This window comes from Algoriphagus taiwanensis (genome assembly GCF_036245645.1).
Classification (GTDB): domain Bacteria; phylum Bacteroidota; class Bacteroidia; order Cytophagales; family Cyclobacteriaceae; genus Algoriphagus; species Algoriphagus taiwanensis.
This window is the reverse complement of record NZ_BTPE01000008.1, coordinates 44,652-60,565: the sequence shown is the minus strand read 5'-3', so window position 1 is coordinate 60,565 and position 15,914 is coordinate 44,652. Positions and strand designations below refer to the sequence as shown.

Below are 15,914 nucleotides of genomic sequence, written 5' to 3'. Positions count from 1 at the left end.
TACCGAAATCACCTCCCACAGATCTCCTTATACGCGCAGTGGGAGCACTTTTTCTCATCTTCGGTTTGGTCAAAAGGAACCTCCGGATTGAATATTTCTGCTAAAAGTCCACTCAACCCTTGTTCAAACTCCTCAGCAAAGTCCAGGTAATCGCTGATTTCCTCTTTATTCATGACTAAAAATGGGTTGAATTTGGGGTCATAGATTTCCTTGATATTGAAAATCCCGGGTTTCAGAGGGAGCTGGTTTTCAGGATGACTGTGCTGGTAGAAGTAGGCATAAAGTAAAGTCTGCATGGCTGCTTTATTCCGCTTATCATCATCCCTGTTAAAAAGAGAAGCAATTGAATTGACTTTCTTGTTATCCTTACCCGTCTTGTAGTCGAGTAGCCGCACCACTCCGTCCTTGATATCCATTCGGTCGATTACGCCCTGAAGGGCGACCTCTACCCTTCCCTGAGCCGTTTCCACGGGGATTCCAGCCAGGTATTTCTTCTCCAAACCGATGACTCTGAAGGGTCCGTTTTTCTGATCATAGGTCAGGATTTCTCTCACGTACTTGATAAATACCTCTCGGGCAATAAGCAATTGACCGCTCAGCTCGAAGTCCTCATCTCCTTCCTTGGAGTAAAATATCTTGATTGCCCGGTCTACAGCCACAGGAACTTGCTCCCGCAGTCGGTCAATGGTGTGGGAGTCGATATCCCGATAGGATTTCCCCTGATCGACGGCATACAAAAGCTCGATTGCGCTGTGCAAAAGGGTTCCAAATGTCATGGGGTCGATCTCCGAGACTACCTCTTCCTTCTCTTTTAGCTCCGCCACATACCGGAAATAAAATCTCAAACGACAATCCAGGTACATGGAAAGTGCCGAAGCAGAAAAACTTTTGGCAAATGGCTCCCCTTCCTCTTTTTTCAAATAAAGCGCTAGCCGATCCAAAATCTCCGGGGTCTTTGCCAGTCGGATCTCCTGACTTGGCGTGAGCTCCACCGGAATCATCACAGGCTCGGGTTTGGAAATATGCAGCTCAGCCTGCATCTGCTGTACAAACCGGCTCACTTCATTGGCTTTTCCTTGATCGGCAGCAGTGGTGTAAATCAAGTGGACTTCTTCTGCCCGATGCAAAAGTCGGTAGAAGGTGTAGGCATAAATCGCATCGTTTTGCTCCTGAACCGGCAAGCCAAATGCCCTACGGAGATTAAACGGAATCATGGAATTGATCCCACCACCGGGAGGAAAGCTGCCCTCGTTCACATCGCAAATGATCACCCTTCTGAAGTCCAGATTTCTTGATTCCAGCACCCCCATGATCTGCAATCCCTGAAGAGGCTCCCCTTCGAAAGGCAATTTCAACTCACGGAAAATCTGCCTGAACAACTTCAGGACAAAATCCATCTTGTTTGTTTTGTCCAAATTGGTTTTGAAGATTTCCTTAAGCCGATTGAGCTGCTTGAAGGCTTGATATAGATAACTTCTTTGGATCACATCCTCTCTGAGGTCCTGCGCCAGGTATTGGATGATGGATCCGAGATAGTCAAAGAGGTCCTGCGGCTCTACTTTTTGGAAAACCAGCTGAAAAAGTGTTCCCTCTTTCGCCAAAGCCTCCACCGGTACATCCAGAAGGTTTTCCGTTTTGATCTTTTCAGAGAGTTGCGCAGCAAATTCAGAATCGGAGGTCTTCAGATAAGAAAAGGACAACAGGTCAATAACCGGTTTGTGGTAAAAGAAGACATTTCCTCCTTTCCACTTGGCAAAGCGCTGCAAGTCCAAAACCGCATCCAAAAAGGCATAGATAGGCGCATTTCGGATCGGATAGCCCATGGTCACATTGAGCTTGGGGATTGATTCAGGCATCGTGTGAAGGACCGGAAAAAGCAGTTGCTCATCGGGAAGGATAATGACTGTCTCCTCCAAGGCTTCATCAGCATTTACACTTTCTAAAATTTTCCCCACCAAATTCGCCTGATTGGTTTTCAGCGGAATGGCATGAGTATGGATTTGGGCTGCTTTTTGGCTGATTTGGGCGGGTATCACCTCCGGAAAAGTTTTTCCCAAAACCGCATCTTTTTGATAATCCCTGAAAAACAAACCCGCTTCCTGCAATCGATCATCCAAGTAGTAGGAATCCACATCCCAAAAGATCTCCGCTCCGAATTCTTTGACAAAATGCTTGATCAGCTTTTCCTCGGTCAGCGTAAAGGCATTGAAACCCACAAAGACGAAGTGCTTCTCAGGCTTTGTAATTTCTCCTGTATTTTCAGCAACCTGACGGTACAGCTGTCCGGAATAGGCCAAACCTGCCGTCCGGAGTCTCGCCTGAAAACTCTCGTACAATTGGGCCAATATCTGCCAAAAACGAAGAAAGCGTTCCTGCTCGGATTCGTTTTGCCGCTCAAATGCCTTCCAAAACTGAGAAATCAGCTCTTTCTGCTCTTCTGTGAGATAACTTAAATCCGATTCAAATTCCTTGATTTCGGCCAGATTGGTGTAGAGCGTTTTGGCAGGCGCCAGAAATTGATCCAAGTCGTTGAAGTCTTTCAAGATCAATTCTCCCCAAAAGTAAAACCGGTCAAAATCCTCAGGCTCGGTCTGAATCTGCCGATACAGCTCGTATAGCTCAAAAATCAAAGTCAGATCATCCGCCGGCGTATTTCCCGCCAATCGATAAAACAGCTGCTCGATGGTAATCACCTCCGGCATCCAAACCGGCTCTTCGATCAATTCACCGAGGTATCGGGTAAAAAACAAGCCCGCACGTCGGTTGGGCAAGACCACGGTGATTTCCTTCAGGTCTCGACCCGATTCAAGAATTTTCTGAGCGGTTTCTTTCAAAAATGGGTTCATACTTCCAAAATTTCTGTGGGTTCGAGATAGCAGAGATAGCCCTTGACCGGGAGTTGACTCAGTTTGCTCACTAAGTCCATGTATTCTTTCACCTGCTGAAGATGGCTTTCCCGCTTTTCTCCGGTTTTAAAATCGACTACCAAGGCCTTTTCCTTTCCGATTAAAATTCGATCTGGGCGCTTTTGACCACCACCAGGAAGCAAAATTCCCTGCTCTGAAAGCGATTGATAGGCAGGACTAAACCAGTCTTGAATTTGGTTCAAGGCAAAAAGCGTCTCCAATTGGACTTTTACCTCCGCAGCGGTTTCTTCGTCCCATCGCCCTTCGAAAGTAAACTCCCGAAGTAGTCGGAGCGCATCCTCCAGACTTTGGGAATCTGCCAGCAATTCGTGGATGATCACACCCAATTTTCGCTGATTCCTTGCTCTTAAGCCTTCCTCAGAAAAATCCCAGGCGTAGTTGCGGGTTTTGAGTTTTTCTTTCCAATCCAGAATTTCCCAGCGCAAGCCGACAGGAGTCTTTGGCTTTTCGACTTTCGGAGGCAGTTTTCTCCCCCACTCTCCCCAATCGAAAGTCAATTTTTCCGGATTCCAGCCCTCGCCAGAACCATTTAATAGCTGAAAACCATTGGAAAAAAGAGTGTACAGCACATTTCCGGTTTGCTTGAGATTGATTCCATCCTTGGTCCGACTGAAATCCGAATAGCCCCAAATCACCTCCTCTGCCCGGGTAAAGGCCACATAAAGCATATTGAGAGAATCCAGATAGGCCAACCTCACCTCATCGTCGTAGAAGCTGCTAAAATGTGAATTCTGCAATCCGCTTTGGTGAGTGAGCGGAACGACCGTTAGAGGATTTTCTTGGGGATAGGGAGCCCAAATCACAGGTGCCTGCAGTCCTGTAGCCACGATTTTCCAATCCAAAAAAGGCATAATCACCACTTTGTACTGCAAGCCCTTGGACTTGTGAATGGTCAAAATACGCATGGCATCGTGATCTTCGGGGATTTTGATCGTTCGTTTGCCCTTGTTCAATTCCCACCAATCCAAGAATCCCGAAAGGTCAGCCCGATTCTTTTTCACAAAATCAAACACTGCCTCCTTAAACCCTGAAATGTAGGCCAAGTCCTGTTGCTTTTCAGTCAATCCCAAAAAGGATAAGCCCTCCTCCATCAACTCGACCAAAGGAAGCTGAAGCAGGCTGTTTTCTTTAGCCAAGAGCTGAAGTTCTTTTTCTTTTAAAGTCTCGGGAAGGCTCCGTTGGTAAAAAAGAGCATGGCTCAATTCCACCTTGTGAAGCAAGGCATAGTAGTGCCAAAGGGTTTTGAGAGCTACCTTGTCTGAGGGATTGTTGAGATAGGTAAAAAAGGCAAGTAGGCACTTTACCGCAATGGATTTATCGATAAAGAGTGATTCTTCCGAAAGCACATCAAAACTATATCTCGAGTCCGGGTTTTCTCTTTGATGCTTCATTAAGCGGTCTGCGATTTCAGCCCCCTGAGCATTTTTCCTGACCAAAAAGGCAATATCACTCGGCCCATAGCCCTGGTCTTGAAGTTCCATCACCAAACCGGGCAATTTATCCAAGACACCGGAATCGGCTTCCTCATCTTCCGACTCTTCCTCTTCGGAGTAATTCTTCGAAGTACTTTTCTCTCTAAACTCAAGATGAATTTTCCCTTGAAATTCCAGCCCCTTTTTCTTTTCCGGAATTTCCTGATTAACCTCAAGAAATGCATCTGCCAACAGATTTTGGGCATCCACTCCAAATCCATCTTGCATACCGATCTGCATCAAAGCCGGCAGTTTTTCAAAAATCGTATTATTGAATTCAATGATTCCTGGGAGACTGCGATAGTTTACAGCCAGGTTTTTGACCACAATGAATTCTTCTCTGATCTGTCTTTGAACCTCATTCAAAAGAAGCTCCAGCTTTCCTCCTCTCCAGCGGTAAATGGACTGCTTCACATCCCCAACCAGCAAATTGGTATTGCCGGAGGCCAGGGAGTTTTCCAGCAGAGGCCGAAAGCTGGACCATTGAAAATCCGAGGTATCCTGAAACTCATCAATCAGAAAGTTGCGGTACTGATTGCCGATTTTTTCATAGATGAAAGGAGCGTCATTGCCTTGGGTGATTTCTTTAAGGAAATCATTGACATCGGAGATCAGCAGAATGCTTTCTTCGTCTTTCAGGTCTCGAAGCTCCAAAATCAGGTCCCGGAAAACGCCAAAGGCATTCAGGTTTCGCTTCAAAGCTGAAATGGTGTTCCATTGGATGACTTTTTCAGGCCAAGAAAAAAGAATATCGCCTAATCCCGAATCCACTGCCGAAATGATGCTAGAGGCATTTTTTGATCCTTTGGTAAACCAATTGGCTGAATCTGGCAAATCCCGAAGCATAACTTCTGTCAGTTCTGGAAAGGGAAATTTTGGATCTCCCAATCTGGCAAAACGAAGAGCAAAGCTTTTTGAACTTCCTTTAAAATCCGTCCACTCCAAACCAAACTGAGCCCGGATGGCTTCCGCCTTTTCTCTCATTTCTTCCGCCTCCGCAATAAGCTTCCGGCGTTCGGCTTCGATTTGTTTTCTAAAGTCTCCCAAGAAGCCGTCCTTCGCCACGCTTTCCTGAAAAAGGGATCGGAAAGCTTTAAATCTCTCTTGAAAAATCTCTTTTCCCAGACCTTTAATGCCAGTTCGGATATCCCAGGATTTTCCCTCCTCAATTTGTTCCTCGGCATAGCCAATCAGCCAAGCACGCAGGTTTTTGTCTTGGGCTACTTTCTCCACCAATCGATCCACCAATCGCTCCAAAACGGCGTCTGTATCCATTTCGAGATCAAACTTGGCCTGTAGATCCATCTCTCGGGCAAACGAGCGGATAACTTTCTGAAAAAATGAATCAATCGTGCTTACCGCAAAATAGCCATACCCGTGAAGAATGCTCAGCAGTGTATTTCTAGCTCTGGTTTTCAGTTGCTCTGCGTCCAGATTCAGGTGCTTCATCAACTGCATATCTAAGAACTCACCCTGCCTAACCTCATGACTCAAGCGCTCCAAGACTTCCAAAATCCGCTCCTTCATCTCGGCGGTTGCCTTGTTGGTAAAAGTCACCGCAAGGATTTGCCGAAAAGCCCCGGGATGAGCTAAAGCCAACTTGAGATATTCCAAAGTAAGCGTGTAGGTCTTTCCAGAGCCCGCTGAGGATTTGTAAATAATAAAAGGTCTGTTTTCCATTTCGAAAAAAGTAAGGCTTGAAGATAGGTAACCAAGTTCTTTAATTCCCAATCTGAAGGAAGTCCGTGACGAATATTGTCACAAAACCATTTAACCTTTTCAGATTCCTTCAAAAAAATCGGAATTGAGTTTCCGTGGTTTTTTGGCCAACTTAACCTTGCAAATCTTTAAACCTATGAAAAACCTATTCGCCGTTTTTTTCTTCACCCTTTTTTCAATTTCAGCCTTTTCAAAGGATGGATATGAGCTTTGGCTGGATTACCCGAGAATCGAATCCTCTGCTTTGAAAACCGAAGTTGAGACGTTATTCTCCGGAATCTATTTTTTCGGACAAGAGCCAACCCAAGAGGTAATTCGAAAAGAACTTCAAATTGCTGGCAATAAGATGCTGGGTAAAGATCCTGTATTCACCCAAGAAAGGTTGGATCGAACCCGGCTTTGGCTGGGTACACGAGAGGAACTTGCCCAAGTTCTTGGACTGGAAACTCAGATGAAAATCCGGAACCTCGGCCCCGAGGGATACTGGAGAGGATCGATCGATTTTCAGGGAAAAAGCTACTATGCTATCATTGGCAATCAGCCCGTAGGGATACTTTATGGAGTCTTTGATTGGCTCAAAAGCATCCAAACTGAAACTTTTGATCCTAAATCTGAAAAATCTGATGCTCCGAAAGTTAAGCTTCGCATGCTCAACCATTGGGACAATCTGGATCGAACGGTGGAGCGGGGCTATGCCGGCTTTTCGATTTGGGATTGGCACAAGCTTCCGGGCTACATCGATCCCCGGTATATAGATTATGCAAGAGCCAATGCCAGCCTAGGGATCAATGCCGTTTCCCTGACCAACGTCAATGCCAATGCCCGAATTCTGACCACGGACTTTATGAAAAAAGCAAAGGTATTGGCGGACCTTTTCAGACCCTATGGCATCAAGGTCTTTTTGACTGCCAGGTTTTCTGCCCCCATGGAAATCGGTGGATTGAAAACAGCTGACCCGCTGGATCCGGATGTGATTGCTTTCTGGAAAAAGAAAACCGAGGAAATGTATTCCTTTATCCCTGACTTTGGGGGATTCTTGGTCAAGGCCAATTCAGAAGGGCAGCCGGGCCCGCATGAATATGGTCGAAACCATGCAGAAGGAGCCAATATGCTTGCCGATGCCTTAGCGCCATATGGAGGGATTGTCATTTGGAGAGCCTTTGTTTATTCCCATGAGATCGATGAGGACCGACATAAGCAGGCCAATTTGGAATTTGAACCCTTGGATGGAAAATTCAGGGATAATGTAATTATTCAGGTGAAAAACGGGGCGATCGATTTTATGCCTCGAGAGCCTTTCCATCCTCTTTTCGGAGCAGTGAAAAACACCAACTTGGGGATGGAGTTTCAGATCACCCAAGAATACTTGGGACAAGCCACACAGCTAGTCTATCTAGCCCCAATGTGGGAAGAAACTTTGCGAAGCAAAACCTACCGCCCCACTCCCAGCTCCATGGTAGCAGGGATTATCGATGGAAGTGATTCTGGACAAAAACTCACCCTTATGGCTGGAGTCTCCAACATTGGTACTGATCGCAACTGGACCGGACATTTGTTTGGACAGGCGAATTGGTATGCATTCGGACGACAAGCTTGGAATCCCTACTTAAATTCAGAGGAAATTGCCCAAGAGTGGATAAAAATGACTTTCGGTCAAAACCCCGAAGTCCTTTCCAAAACCAAAGAAATCATGTTGGAATCCCGTGAAGCGGCAGTCAACTACATGAATCCCCTCGGCCTGCATCATATCATGGGCCGAAGCCATCACTACGGACCTGCTCCTTGGGTGGAAGGCGGAAGAGCGGACTGGACTTCACTTTACTATCATCGGGCGGATAGTTTGGGAATTGGATTTGATCGGACTGCCACAGGCTCGAATGCCTTGGGACAATATGCCCATGAAATTTCGCAGGTTTGGTCTGATCCAAATCAGATTCCTGAGAAGCATCTGCTTTGGTTTCATCACTTACCATGGGATTTTGAACTGAAGTCAGGAAATACCCTCTGGGAGGGAATAGGCCTACACTATGATCAGGGAGTGAAAACAGCCCGAGAAATGAAATCCCAATGGGATTCGCTTCAGGGACAAATCGATCCTGAAAGATTTTCCCATGTCAGTCAACTTTTGGCAATCCAAGTGCAGGAAGCAGAATGGTGGAGAAATGCCTGCCTACTGTATTTCCAGACTTTCGCAAAGCGTCCCTTCCCAACTGAAATCGAGCAACCTCAAGGGGATTTGGAGTATTTCAAAAGCTTGGATTTTCCATTCGCTCCCGGTATTCGTCCACGTTGGTAAAAATTCTTCTCATGCAACCCTACTCTATCCCTTCAGCTACCCGAATCGGGCATGTCCACCTCAAAGTAAGTGACCTGGAAAGATCTTTGGATTTTTATTGTAGTCTACTCGGGTTTGAACTGGTGATGAGGTACGGAAAAGATGCAGCCTTTATTTCTGCAGGAGGCTACCACCATCACATCGGGCTGAATACCTGGCAAAGCAAAGGTGGCAAACCAGCCCCGAAAAATTCAGCAGGGCTTTTTCATACCGCTATTTTGTACCCCACCCGAAAGGATTTAGCCCTGATTTTCCAACGCTTGATTGAAGCCAAGTATCCATTGACTGGGGCGGCTGACCATGGAGTGTCGGAAGCGCTCTATCTGGATGATCCTGATGAAAATGGAGTGGAATTATATTGGGATAGACCGAGGGAGCTTTGGCCCAAGGACGAAAATGGTGAATTGACGATGTACACCAGAAGATTGGATTTGGAAGGGCTTTTGGGAGAAATCAAAAACTGATTTTTGAAAGATTTTTCATTCTAAATCCCCCTCTCTACATGTCAATAGAATTTTCGTTTTAGACTTTAATTTATCTTTAGAATAAATTTTTCAGAGTTATAAGATGGTTTTAAGCTATATCTCACAGATAATAAACTACTTTAAGACCTATTGAAATTCTAAAATTGAACTAAAAGACCTCCTATGAAACCTAGAGATATCCTACTTTTCCAAAATGCGGAACAAACCGTCAACGTGTCGGTCTATTTTCAAGGAGGTACTTTTTGGCTGACTCAAAAGACAATGGCTGAATTGTTTGGAGTGAAAGTGCCTGCTGTAAATAAGCATTTAAAAAATATATTCGAAACCAGGGAGCTTGAGTCAGATTCAGTTATTTCCATTTTGGAAACAACTGCCTCTGATGGCAAAACCTATTCTACCCGATTCTATCGTTTAGAAGCAATTTTGGCAGTAGGCTATCGGGTCAATTCGATTCAAGCTACCGACTTCCGCAAATGGGCCACCCAAACGCTGAATGAGTTTATTATCAAAGGATTTGTGATGGATGATGAGAGACTGAAGCAGGGAAAGCACTTTGGCCAGGACTACTTTGACGAGTTGCTGGAGCGTATTCGGGAGATTCGGGCAAGCGAGCGAAGGTTTTACCAAAAGATTACTGATCTCTATGCTCTGAGCACCGATTACGACCCCCAAAGTGTCCAAACCAAGGAGTTTTTTGCCATGGTGCAAAACAAACTTCATTGGGCGATCACTGGTAAAACGGCCGCGGAGATCATCTACGATGAAGCTGACGCTACCAAACTTTACATGGGTCTGAAGACATGGAAGGATGCTCCCGATGGCAAAATCCAAAAAAGCGATGTGTCCATCGCCAAAAACTATCTTTCGCGTCAACATATCGGGGAACTCAATCGCATCGTCTCTGCCTACCTGGATCTTGCAGAAAACAATGCGCAGCGAGGTAGGGCCTTTTCCATGCAACAATGGGCCAAGTTTCTGGATAGCTTTCTTGAACTTTCCAGCTATCCCATTCTTAGGGACAAGGGAAGAGTAAGCATGCTGGAGGCCAAGCTAAAGGCCGAAGGGGAATTTGATAAATTTCGGGTTTTTCAAGACAAAAGGTATGAATCCGATTTTGATCGATTGATCAAGAAGTTAAAGAAATAAGGGCCTTAAAACCCGTATTTTACTTCTTTAGCAATTAAAAACCTCTCCGCCTCCTCCTATCTTATGTAACCCCTTGCTGATAAAACTTAAATCCTCTCTCCCACCCAATCCACCATTACCTGTATTGCTTTTTCTCGGTCGAGATCATTGATCAGCTCATGATACCCTCCGGGAAATGTCAAAAAGGTTTTATCCTTGGATTTCGCCTTTTTGGAGAGCAGTTCTGATCCTTTGGGGTTGGTCAATCGATCTGCATCTCCATGAATCAGCAGGAAGGGCAACTCGAATTCCTCCGCTTTTCCTTGGATAAACTGCATCATCTGATAGATCTCATAGCCCGTTCGGGCAGGAATATTTTCCTGATAGATCAGCGGGTCATTTTTGTATTTTTCCACTTCCTCCGGAATGCGGGACACCCCTGCGATATCCAGTTTCAAAACCTTCAGCTTAGGGAGGAAACGATTAATCAGACCCGATACAGCAATCAAAAGCGCCGAAGTACCCTCAGCTTCCTTGATCGCAGGAGAACTTAAAATCACCCCATCGGCCTTAGGTGAATACTTCAACACATAGGCTGCCACCAAGCCTCCACCCATGCTATGTCCATAAATGAAAACTTTCAGTCCAGGAAGGTAGGATTTGACTTTATCAAACAGCGCATCGATGTCTTTCAAATAATCAAGGTAAGAATCAAAATAGGCGGTGGGTTTCCCTTCAGCTGATTTGCCATGCCCCCTTCCGTCAAAAGTGAAAACCGCAACTCCGATTTCATTCATTTTTTCTGCGAAATAGGCATATCTTCCGCTATGCTCACCAAGACCATGCACGACTAGCAAACCTGCCTTGGGAGCTTCCGGCATCCACGCTTGGAGGTAAAGTTTTTGTCCATCGTGAGCGGTATAGGAAGTTTCTAAATGTGGCATAAGTTGAATTGATTTCTTTAAATTTATGCTGATGCCGACCATATTCAAGCAAAATGGGTTTAGATTTTTCTTTTAAAGCAACGATCACTTGCCTAAGCCTATTCACATTGAAAAGTCCGGGAAAACGGCTAAGTTTTTTCTAGACCCTATTCAGTTGGTCGTTTCCAAAAAGTTTTCCGCTTCCGAATTGCGAGAAATTCGTATTTTGATCCAAGATAATCTGAAACTAATTGAATCAAGTTGGGATGAGTACTTTAACAAATCTTAAATCAAATCAGGCAGTTGATCTTTCATTTTCCAATGGAAAAATGACCATTTTCATGGAGGATGGTCGGGAAATTGGGATTCCGATCGAATGGTTTCCAAGACTACGAGAAGCAACCAAGGAACAACTTGAAAAATGGAGATTCATAGGAAATGGAGAAGGAATCCATTGGGAAGACCTGGATGAAGATTTATTGGTCAGTGAATTAATTTCTTAAAGCAAATAACCACAAGGCTCGAAATGAAAATTCGAGTCTTTTTTATATTCAAAAACATGATCCAAAAGACCCTTTCAACCCTCCTTTTAGCCCTGTTCATCAGCTATTTAGGACTTGCACAAACTAACCTTTCTCCAGAAAGACTTGCCCGCTACGATGCCTATTTTCAAAATGAAATTGATCAGGGAAAATTACCCGGGGTAATCACGCTAGTCTACAAAAACGGAGAAAAAGTCCATGAGTCGGCACTTGGGGTAAGTAATATTTCTACCCAAGCCCCAATGAAATCAGATCAGATCTTCTACATCCAGTCCATGACCAAGCCGATCATCACGACGGCATTCATGATGCTGTATGAAGAGGGGCATTTTTTCCTGAATGATCCCCTGCACCTCTACCTCCCGGAGTTTAAGGACGCCAAAGTGGCCAAAGATCCCGAATTAGGCTCAGAAGGAGGATTGGAACCCTTAAAGTCACCGATCACTCTCGCCCAGTTGATGAGCCATACGGCCGGGTTTTCCCATGGTCTAGGTTCCTCCAAAGTGGACAAAGAGGTAATCGAAGGCTTGTATTATACGCCCCATCCCGACATAGCTACCCGAGTGTCTGCTTATGCCAAACTGCCCATGATTGGTCAGCCGGGTGAGCAGTGGTACTATTCGGCTACTCCGGATATTCTAGCTAGGCTCATTGAAGTTATTTCGGGAAAAAACCCAGCTGAATTCCTCCAGGAAAGGCTTTTTGGACCCTTGGGAATGAAGGATACAGGATACAATCTGAATGATGAGCAAAACCAAAGAATGGTCACCCTCCACACTTATAACGAGCAAGGAAAACTGATTATAGCTGAAAGACAAACACCAACTTCAGGAAATACCGTCTTTGCAGGAGCCAATGCCTTGTTTTCAACTGCCCATGATTATTCCCTATTCGCCCGGATGATGCTCAATGGGGGAGAGTGGGAAGGCAAACGCTACCTCAGCTCCAAAACTGTGGAATTGATGACTCTGCCTCATGACGATGGACTATTCTTGGATCCGGGGAAGGGATTTGGGTTTGGTTTTGCAGTGATCGATGATTTGGCCGATACGAATGCCTTGGGTTCGGAAGGCACCTTTTATTGGAGTGGGGCCTTTTGCACCTATTTCTTCATTGACCCTAAGGAAGACTTAGTGGCCATTTTTATGACCCAGGTAAGTCCTTTTAGCTCATACTACGAAAACCGCTTCCGGCAGATGATTTACCAGGCTGTTGAATAAATAGCCCAGAAATGACATTTCTCAGGTTTTCCCCAAACCGCTTCTCTTATGTTTGTGTAGCTTATCGATGCAGCACTATGTCCAGTTTCTTGCTGAATAAATCTTCCATTTGGGTGGGACTCCTGTTTTCTCTCATTCTTTTTTCCTGCGGAAAAGAAGGTGAGGAAACTGTTTTTCCTGAGTACAAAGCCATCACCGAATCAGTTTATGCTTCCGGTTTGGTCAAAGCGAAAAATCAATACGAGGCTTTTACGATGGCCTCCGGCCCCATTCAGGAGGTTTTTGTCAAGGAAGGTGATACGATAAAAGCAGGGGCCCCCATCCTTTTGGTCTACAATGAGGCTGAAAAACTGAGAAAGGAAAATGCCCAGCTTGCCCAGTCTTTTGCAGATCAGCAAGCCAACCAAACCCGCCTTCGGGATCTGGAATTGGCTATCAGCTTTGCCAAAAACAAACTCTACAATGACTCCCTGCTTTGGGTACGTACCAAAAATCTTTGGGACAAGGGAATCGGTACGGCTGTGGAACTCGAACAGCGAGAGCTTAACTACCGCAACTCAAAAACCAGCTACGAGTCATCCCTTTTACGGTATAGAGACCTGAAGCGGGAAATCGAATATAATTCCAAAAGTGCCGGAAAAAACCTCGCCATCAGCCAAGTGGTGGAAAATGAGTTTACCCTTAAAAGTAAAATCGATGGAGTTGTTTTTTCCCTGCTCAAGGAAGTTGGTGAAATGGCCAATCCTCAAACTCCCCTTGCCATCATTGGCAGTCCGGGTGATTTTATCCTCGAGCTTCAGGTAGATGAATATGACATCGCCAGAGTAGAGGTAGGTCAGCCAGTAATCGTGAGCATGGACAGCTACAAAGGTGAGACTTTTGAAGCTGAGGTCACCAAGGTGTACCCCATCATGGATTCCAAGTCCAAAACCTTCACGCTGGAAGCGGTCTTCACGAAAGCTCCCCCAAAGCTATATCCGAACCTTAGCTTGGAAGCCAATGTCGTCACAAAAGTGAGTTTAAAAACTCTGGTGATTCCAAGAAATTACCTATTGGGAGAAAATCAGGTCATTACCTCAGATGGAGATACGCTGACCGTAAAAGTGGGAATCAAGAATTTCCAGTTTGCAGAAATCCTCGAAGGGGTCAGTAATACTACCGAACTAATTCAGCCCAATCAATGAAGTGGGGATTGATTTTGGAGATTGCCAAGGCCTTGATGCTGGCCAGAATGAAGCAGACCCTAGTGGCTGCCACCGGAGTGATGTTCAGCATCACCATGTTTGTGGCTTTGCTTGGCTTCATGAACGGACTGAATACGCTTCTTGACGGTTTGGTACTGAACAGGACGCCTCATATCCGCTTCTACAACGAAATCAAACCCAATCCCAATCAGCCCATCGATCTCAGTCCGGATTTTCAGAATTCCATGAATGTAATCCGCTCGATCAAACCCAGTACCAGCCGACTGACCATCCACAACAGTGAATCCATCATCCAAACCCTTCAAAATGATTCCAGGGTGCTCGGCGTCAGTGCCAAAATCTCCGCTCAGGTATTTTTCAATATCGGAACGATTGACCTGACCGGTGTGGTGAATGGAATCGATGTGGAGCAAGAAGCCCGGTTGTTTGCCTTCAAAGATTATGTCACGGTGGGAAATTATCAGGATCTAAATCAGATCAATACAATCATCTTGGGAAAAGGAGCGGCAGACCGAATGATGGCCGACATCGGCGATGTCATTCAGGTCACCACTGCACAAGGCAATCGGGTACAGCTGAAAGTGGTCGGCTATTACCAAAGTGGTTTGGGAGATTTTGACAATACCAACAGCTACGCCTCCATTTCCACGGTACAAAAAATGCTGGGAGAACCTACCTCCTACATCACCGATATTCAGGTCAAGCTGCATGACTTCAATCAGGCTCCTTCCATGGCAAAAGAGCTTGGAGGGATATTCCAGATCGATGCAGATGATATTCAGACAGTCAATGCCCAATTTGAGACGGGTACACAAATCCGTACTCTGATCAGCTACGCAGTTGGAATTACCCTTTTGGTGGTTTCAGGTTTTGGGATTTACAATATCCTGAACATGATGATCTACGAAAAGCTGGATACCATCGCCATCCTAAAAGCCATCGGGTTCAACAGTCAGGATGTCAACCGGATATTCATTGTGATCGCCCTTTCAATAGGGATTGTCGGAGGGGTTTTAGGACTGATCTTTGGTTACTTGGCTGGATTGGGAATTGACCAAGTCCCCTTTGAAACAGACGCTCTTCCTACCGTTAAGACCTTTCCTGTGGATTACAATCCCAAATACTACCTAATTGGAGGGATTTTCAGTCTGATTACGACCTACTTCGCAGGCTTTTTCCCCGCCAGAAAAGCCTCAGGAGTGGATCCGGTGGAAATCATTCGAGGAAAATAGCCCAAAGCAAATGAAGGTATTGGAAGCCAAAAATATTGACAAGTTTTTCTATAACCCCACGGAGACTCAAGTCCTGAAAAAGGTAAGTTTCCAGGTGGAAAGAGGAGAATTTATTTCTGTAGTGGGTAAATCAGGTTGCGGCAAATCCACCCTGCTTTATATTCTATCCACCATGGACACGGATTACCGGGGTGAGCTATTTATGGATGGGGAACTGATCTCCGGCAAACCCAAAAACTACCTGGCACACCTGAGAAATGAGAAAATCGGCTTCGTTTTCCAGTTTCACTACCTGCTCAATGAATTTTCCGTATTGGAAAATGTGATGATTCCGGGATTGAAGTTGGAGAAATATTCCAGAGAGGAACTAGAGCACCGGGCCATGGAAAAGCTGAAAATCTTCGATATGCAGGAGCATGCACTGAAAAAGGCCAATCAGCTTTCCGGAGGTCAAAAACAGCGGGTAGCCATCGCCCGTGCCCTCATCAATGATCCCCTGCTGATCATGGGAGACGAGCCCACAGGCAATCTGGACAAGAAAAATTCGGATATCGTCTACAACAAATTCAAGGAATTGGCTCAGGAGTTTAAGCAGACCATGCTGATTGTGACCCACGATCCGGAATTTGCCGAGGGCACAGACCGAATCATCGAGATGGAAGACGGGAAGGTAATCCGGCATTGATCAAATCCCCTTCTGCCATAAAACGTATGGAAAATGGAAGGACA

Annotated in this window: 12 protein-coding genes; 9 read left to right on the top strand and 3 right to left on the bottom strand. The window is 45.4% G+C overall.

All coding sequences use genetic code 11. From position 1 onward, the window contains the following. Window positions 1–8 precede the first annotated feature (8 nt). Together AAA938_RS12240 and AAA938_RS12235 are read right to left on the bottom strand one after the other, a co-directional pair. A complete protein-coding gene (locus AAA938_RS12240) occupies window positions 9–2,846 on the bottom strand; it encodes a PD-(D/E)XK nuclease family protein (RefSeq protein WP_338229020.1) in 2,838 nt (945 codons plus the stop codon). Next, window positions 2,843–6,079 (bottom strand): UvrD-helicase domain-containing protein, encoded by a 3,237-nt coding sequence (locus tag AAA938_RS12235; RefSeq protein WP_338229019.1) that lies wholly within the window; start codon window positions 6,077–6,079, stop codon window positions 2,843–2,845. Before AAA938_RS12235 ends, AAA938_RS12240 begins: the two co-directional genes overlap by 4 nt. Window positions 6,080–6,254: 175 nt before the next feature. Between AAA938_RS12235 and AAA938_RS12230 the strand changes: the two genes are divergently transcribed. From AAA938_RS12230 to AAA938_RS12220, 3 genes are all read left to right on the top strand, one after another. Next, the gene (locus AAA938_RS12230; protein ID WP_338229018.1) at window positions 6,255–8,414 is read left to right on the top strand and encodes an alpha-glucuronidase family glycosyl hydrolase; all 2,160 of its coding nucleotides are present in this window, start codon (window positions 6,255–6,257) and stop codon (window positions 8,412–8,414) included. 11 nt (window positions 8,415–8,425) lie between these two features. Beyond that, window positions 8,426–8,917: a VOC family protein gene (locus AAA938_RS12225; protein ID WP_338229017.1), complete on the top strand. Its 492-nt coding sequence runs from the start codon at window positions 8,426–8,428 to the stop codon at window positions 8,915–8,917. Window positions 8,918–9,100: 183 nt separating this feature from the next. Further along, complete coding sequence (locus AAA938_RS12220) at window positions 9,101–10,084, top strand: virulence RhuM family protein (RefSeq protein ID WP_338229016.1); 984 nt, start codon at window positions 9,101–9,103, stop codon at window positions 10,082–10,084. 86 nt (window positions 10,085–10,170) lie between these two features. Here the strand turns inward: AAA938_RS12220 and AAA938_RS12215 are convergent, their stop codons facing one another. Continuing rightward, window positions 10,171–11,007, bottom strand: coding sequence for an alpha/beta hydrolase (locus AAA938_RS12215; RefSeq protein ID WP_338229015.1), 837 nt, complete (start codon window positions 11,005–11,007; stop codon window positions 10,171–10,173). Window positions 11,008–11,095: 88 nt separating this feature from the next. Here AAA938_RS12215 and AAA938_RS20295 point away from each other — a divergent pair, with 88 nt between their 5' ends. The 6 genes from AAA938_RS20295 (at window position 11,096) to AAA938_RS12190 (ending at window position 15,870) form a co-directional block, all read left to right on the top strand. Further along, window positions 11,096–11,275, top strand: coding sequence for a DUF4160 domain-containing protein (locus AAA938_RS20295; protein WP_420915741.1), 180 nt, complete (start codon window positions 11,096–11,098; stop codon window positions 11,273–11,275). After that, window positions 11,253–11,489, top strand: a complete 237-nt coding sequence (locus tag AAA938_RS12210) for a DUF2442 domain-containing protein (protein WP_338229014.1) — start codon at window positions 11,253–11,255, stop codon at window positions 11,487–11,489. Before AAA938_RS20295 ends, AAA938_RS12210 begins: the two co-directional genes overlap by 23 nt. Before the next feature lie 56 nt (window positions 11,490–11,545). Further along, on the top strand, window positions 11,546–12,748 hold the full coding sequence (locus AAA938_RS12205; protein WP_338229013.1) for a serine hydrolase domain-containing protein: 1,203 nt from the start codon (window positions 11,546–11,548) through the stop codon (window positions 12,746–12,748). Between the two features lie 77 nt (window positions 12,749–12,825). After that, window positions 12,826–13,932 carry an efflux RND transporter periplasmic adaptor subunit gene (locus tag AAA938_RS12200; RefSeq protein ID WP_338229012.1) on the top strand — a complete coding sequence of 369 codons (1,107 nt, stop codon included), beginning with the start codon at window positions 12,826–12,828 and terminating at the stop codon, window positions 13,930–13,932. Next, entirely contained in the window at window positions 13,929–15,185 is a 1,257-nt protein-coding gene (locus AAA938_RS12195) for an ABC transporter permease (protein WP_338229011.1), read from the top strand. The genes AAA938_RS12200 and AAA938_RS12195 overlap by 4 nt, the downstream gene beginning before the upstream one ends. Before the next feature lie 10 nt (window positions 15,186–15,195). After that, window positions 15,196–15,870 (top strand): ABC transporter ATP-binding protein, encoded by a 675-nt coding sequence (locus AAA938_RS12190; RefSeq protein WP_338224162.1) that lies wholly within the window; start codon window positions 15,196–15,198, stop codon window positions 15,868–15,870. The last annotated feature ends 44 nt before the right edge of the window (window positions 15,871–15,914 follow it).

Excerpts from the sequence above, each read along its gene's own strand:
- AAA938_RS12215 (WP_338229015.1), bottom strand. The coding sequence starts at position 11,007 with ATGCCACATTTAGAAACTTCCTATACCGCTCACGATGGACAAAAACTT.
- AAA938_RS12205 (WP_338229013.1), top strand. The coding sequence starts at position 11,546 with ATGATCCAAAAGACCCTTTCAACCCTCCTTTTAGCCCTGTTCATCAGC.
- AAA938_RS12195 (WP_338229011.1), top strand. The coding sequence starts at position 13,929 with ATGAAGTGGGGATTGATTTTGGAGATTGCCAAGGCCTTGATGCTGGCC.
- AAA938_RS12230 (WP_338229018.1), top strand. The coding sequence starts at position 6,255 with ATGAAAAACCTATTCGCCGTTTTTTTCTTCACCCTTTTTTCAATTTCA.
- AAA938_RS12240 (WP_338229020.1), bottom strand. The coding sequence starts at position 2,846 with ATGAACCCATTTTTGAAAGAAACCGCTCAGAAAATTCTTGAATCGGGT.
- AAA938_RS12220 (WP_338229016.1), top strand. The coding sequence starts at position 9,101 with ATGAAACCTAGAGATATCCTACTTTTCCAAAATGCGGAACAAACCGTC.
- AAA938_RS12235 (WP_338229019.1), bottom strand. The coding sequence starts at position 6,079 with ATGGAAAACAGACCTTTTATTATTTACAAATCCTCAGCGGGCTCTGGA.
- AAA938_RS12210 (WP_338229014.1), top strand. The coding sequence starts at position 11,253 with ATGAGTACTTTAACAAATCTTAAATCAAATCAGGCAGTTGATCTTTCA.
- AAA938_RS12200 (WP_338229012.1), top strand. The coding sequence starts at position 12,826 with ATGTCCAGTTTCTTGCTGAATAAATCTTCCATTTGGGTGGGACTCCTG.
- AAA938_RS12190 (WP_338224162.1), top strand. The coding sequence starts at position 15,196 with ATGAAGGTATTGGAAGCCAAAAATATTGACAAGTTTTTCTATAACCCC.
- AAA938_RS12225 (WP_338229017.1), top strand. The coding sequence starts at position 8,426 with ATGCAACCCTACTCTATCCCTTCAGCTACCCGAATCGGGCATGTCCAC.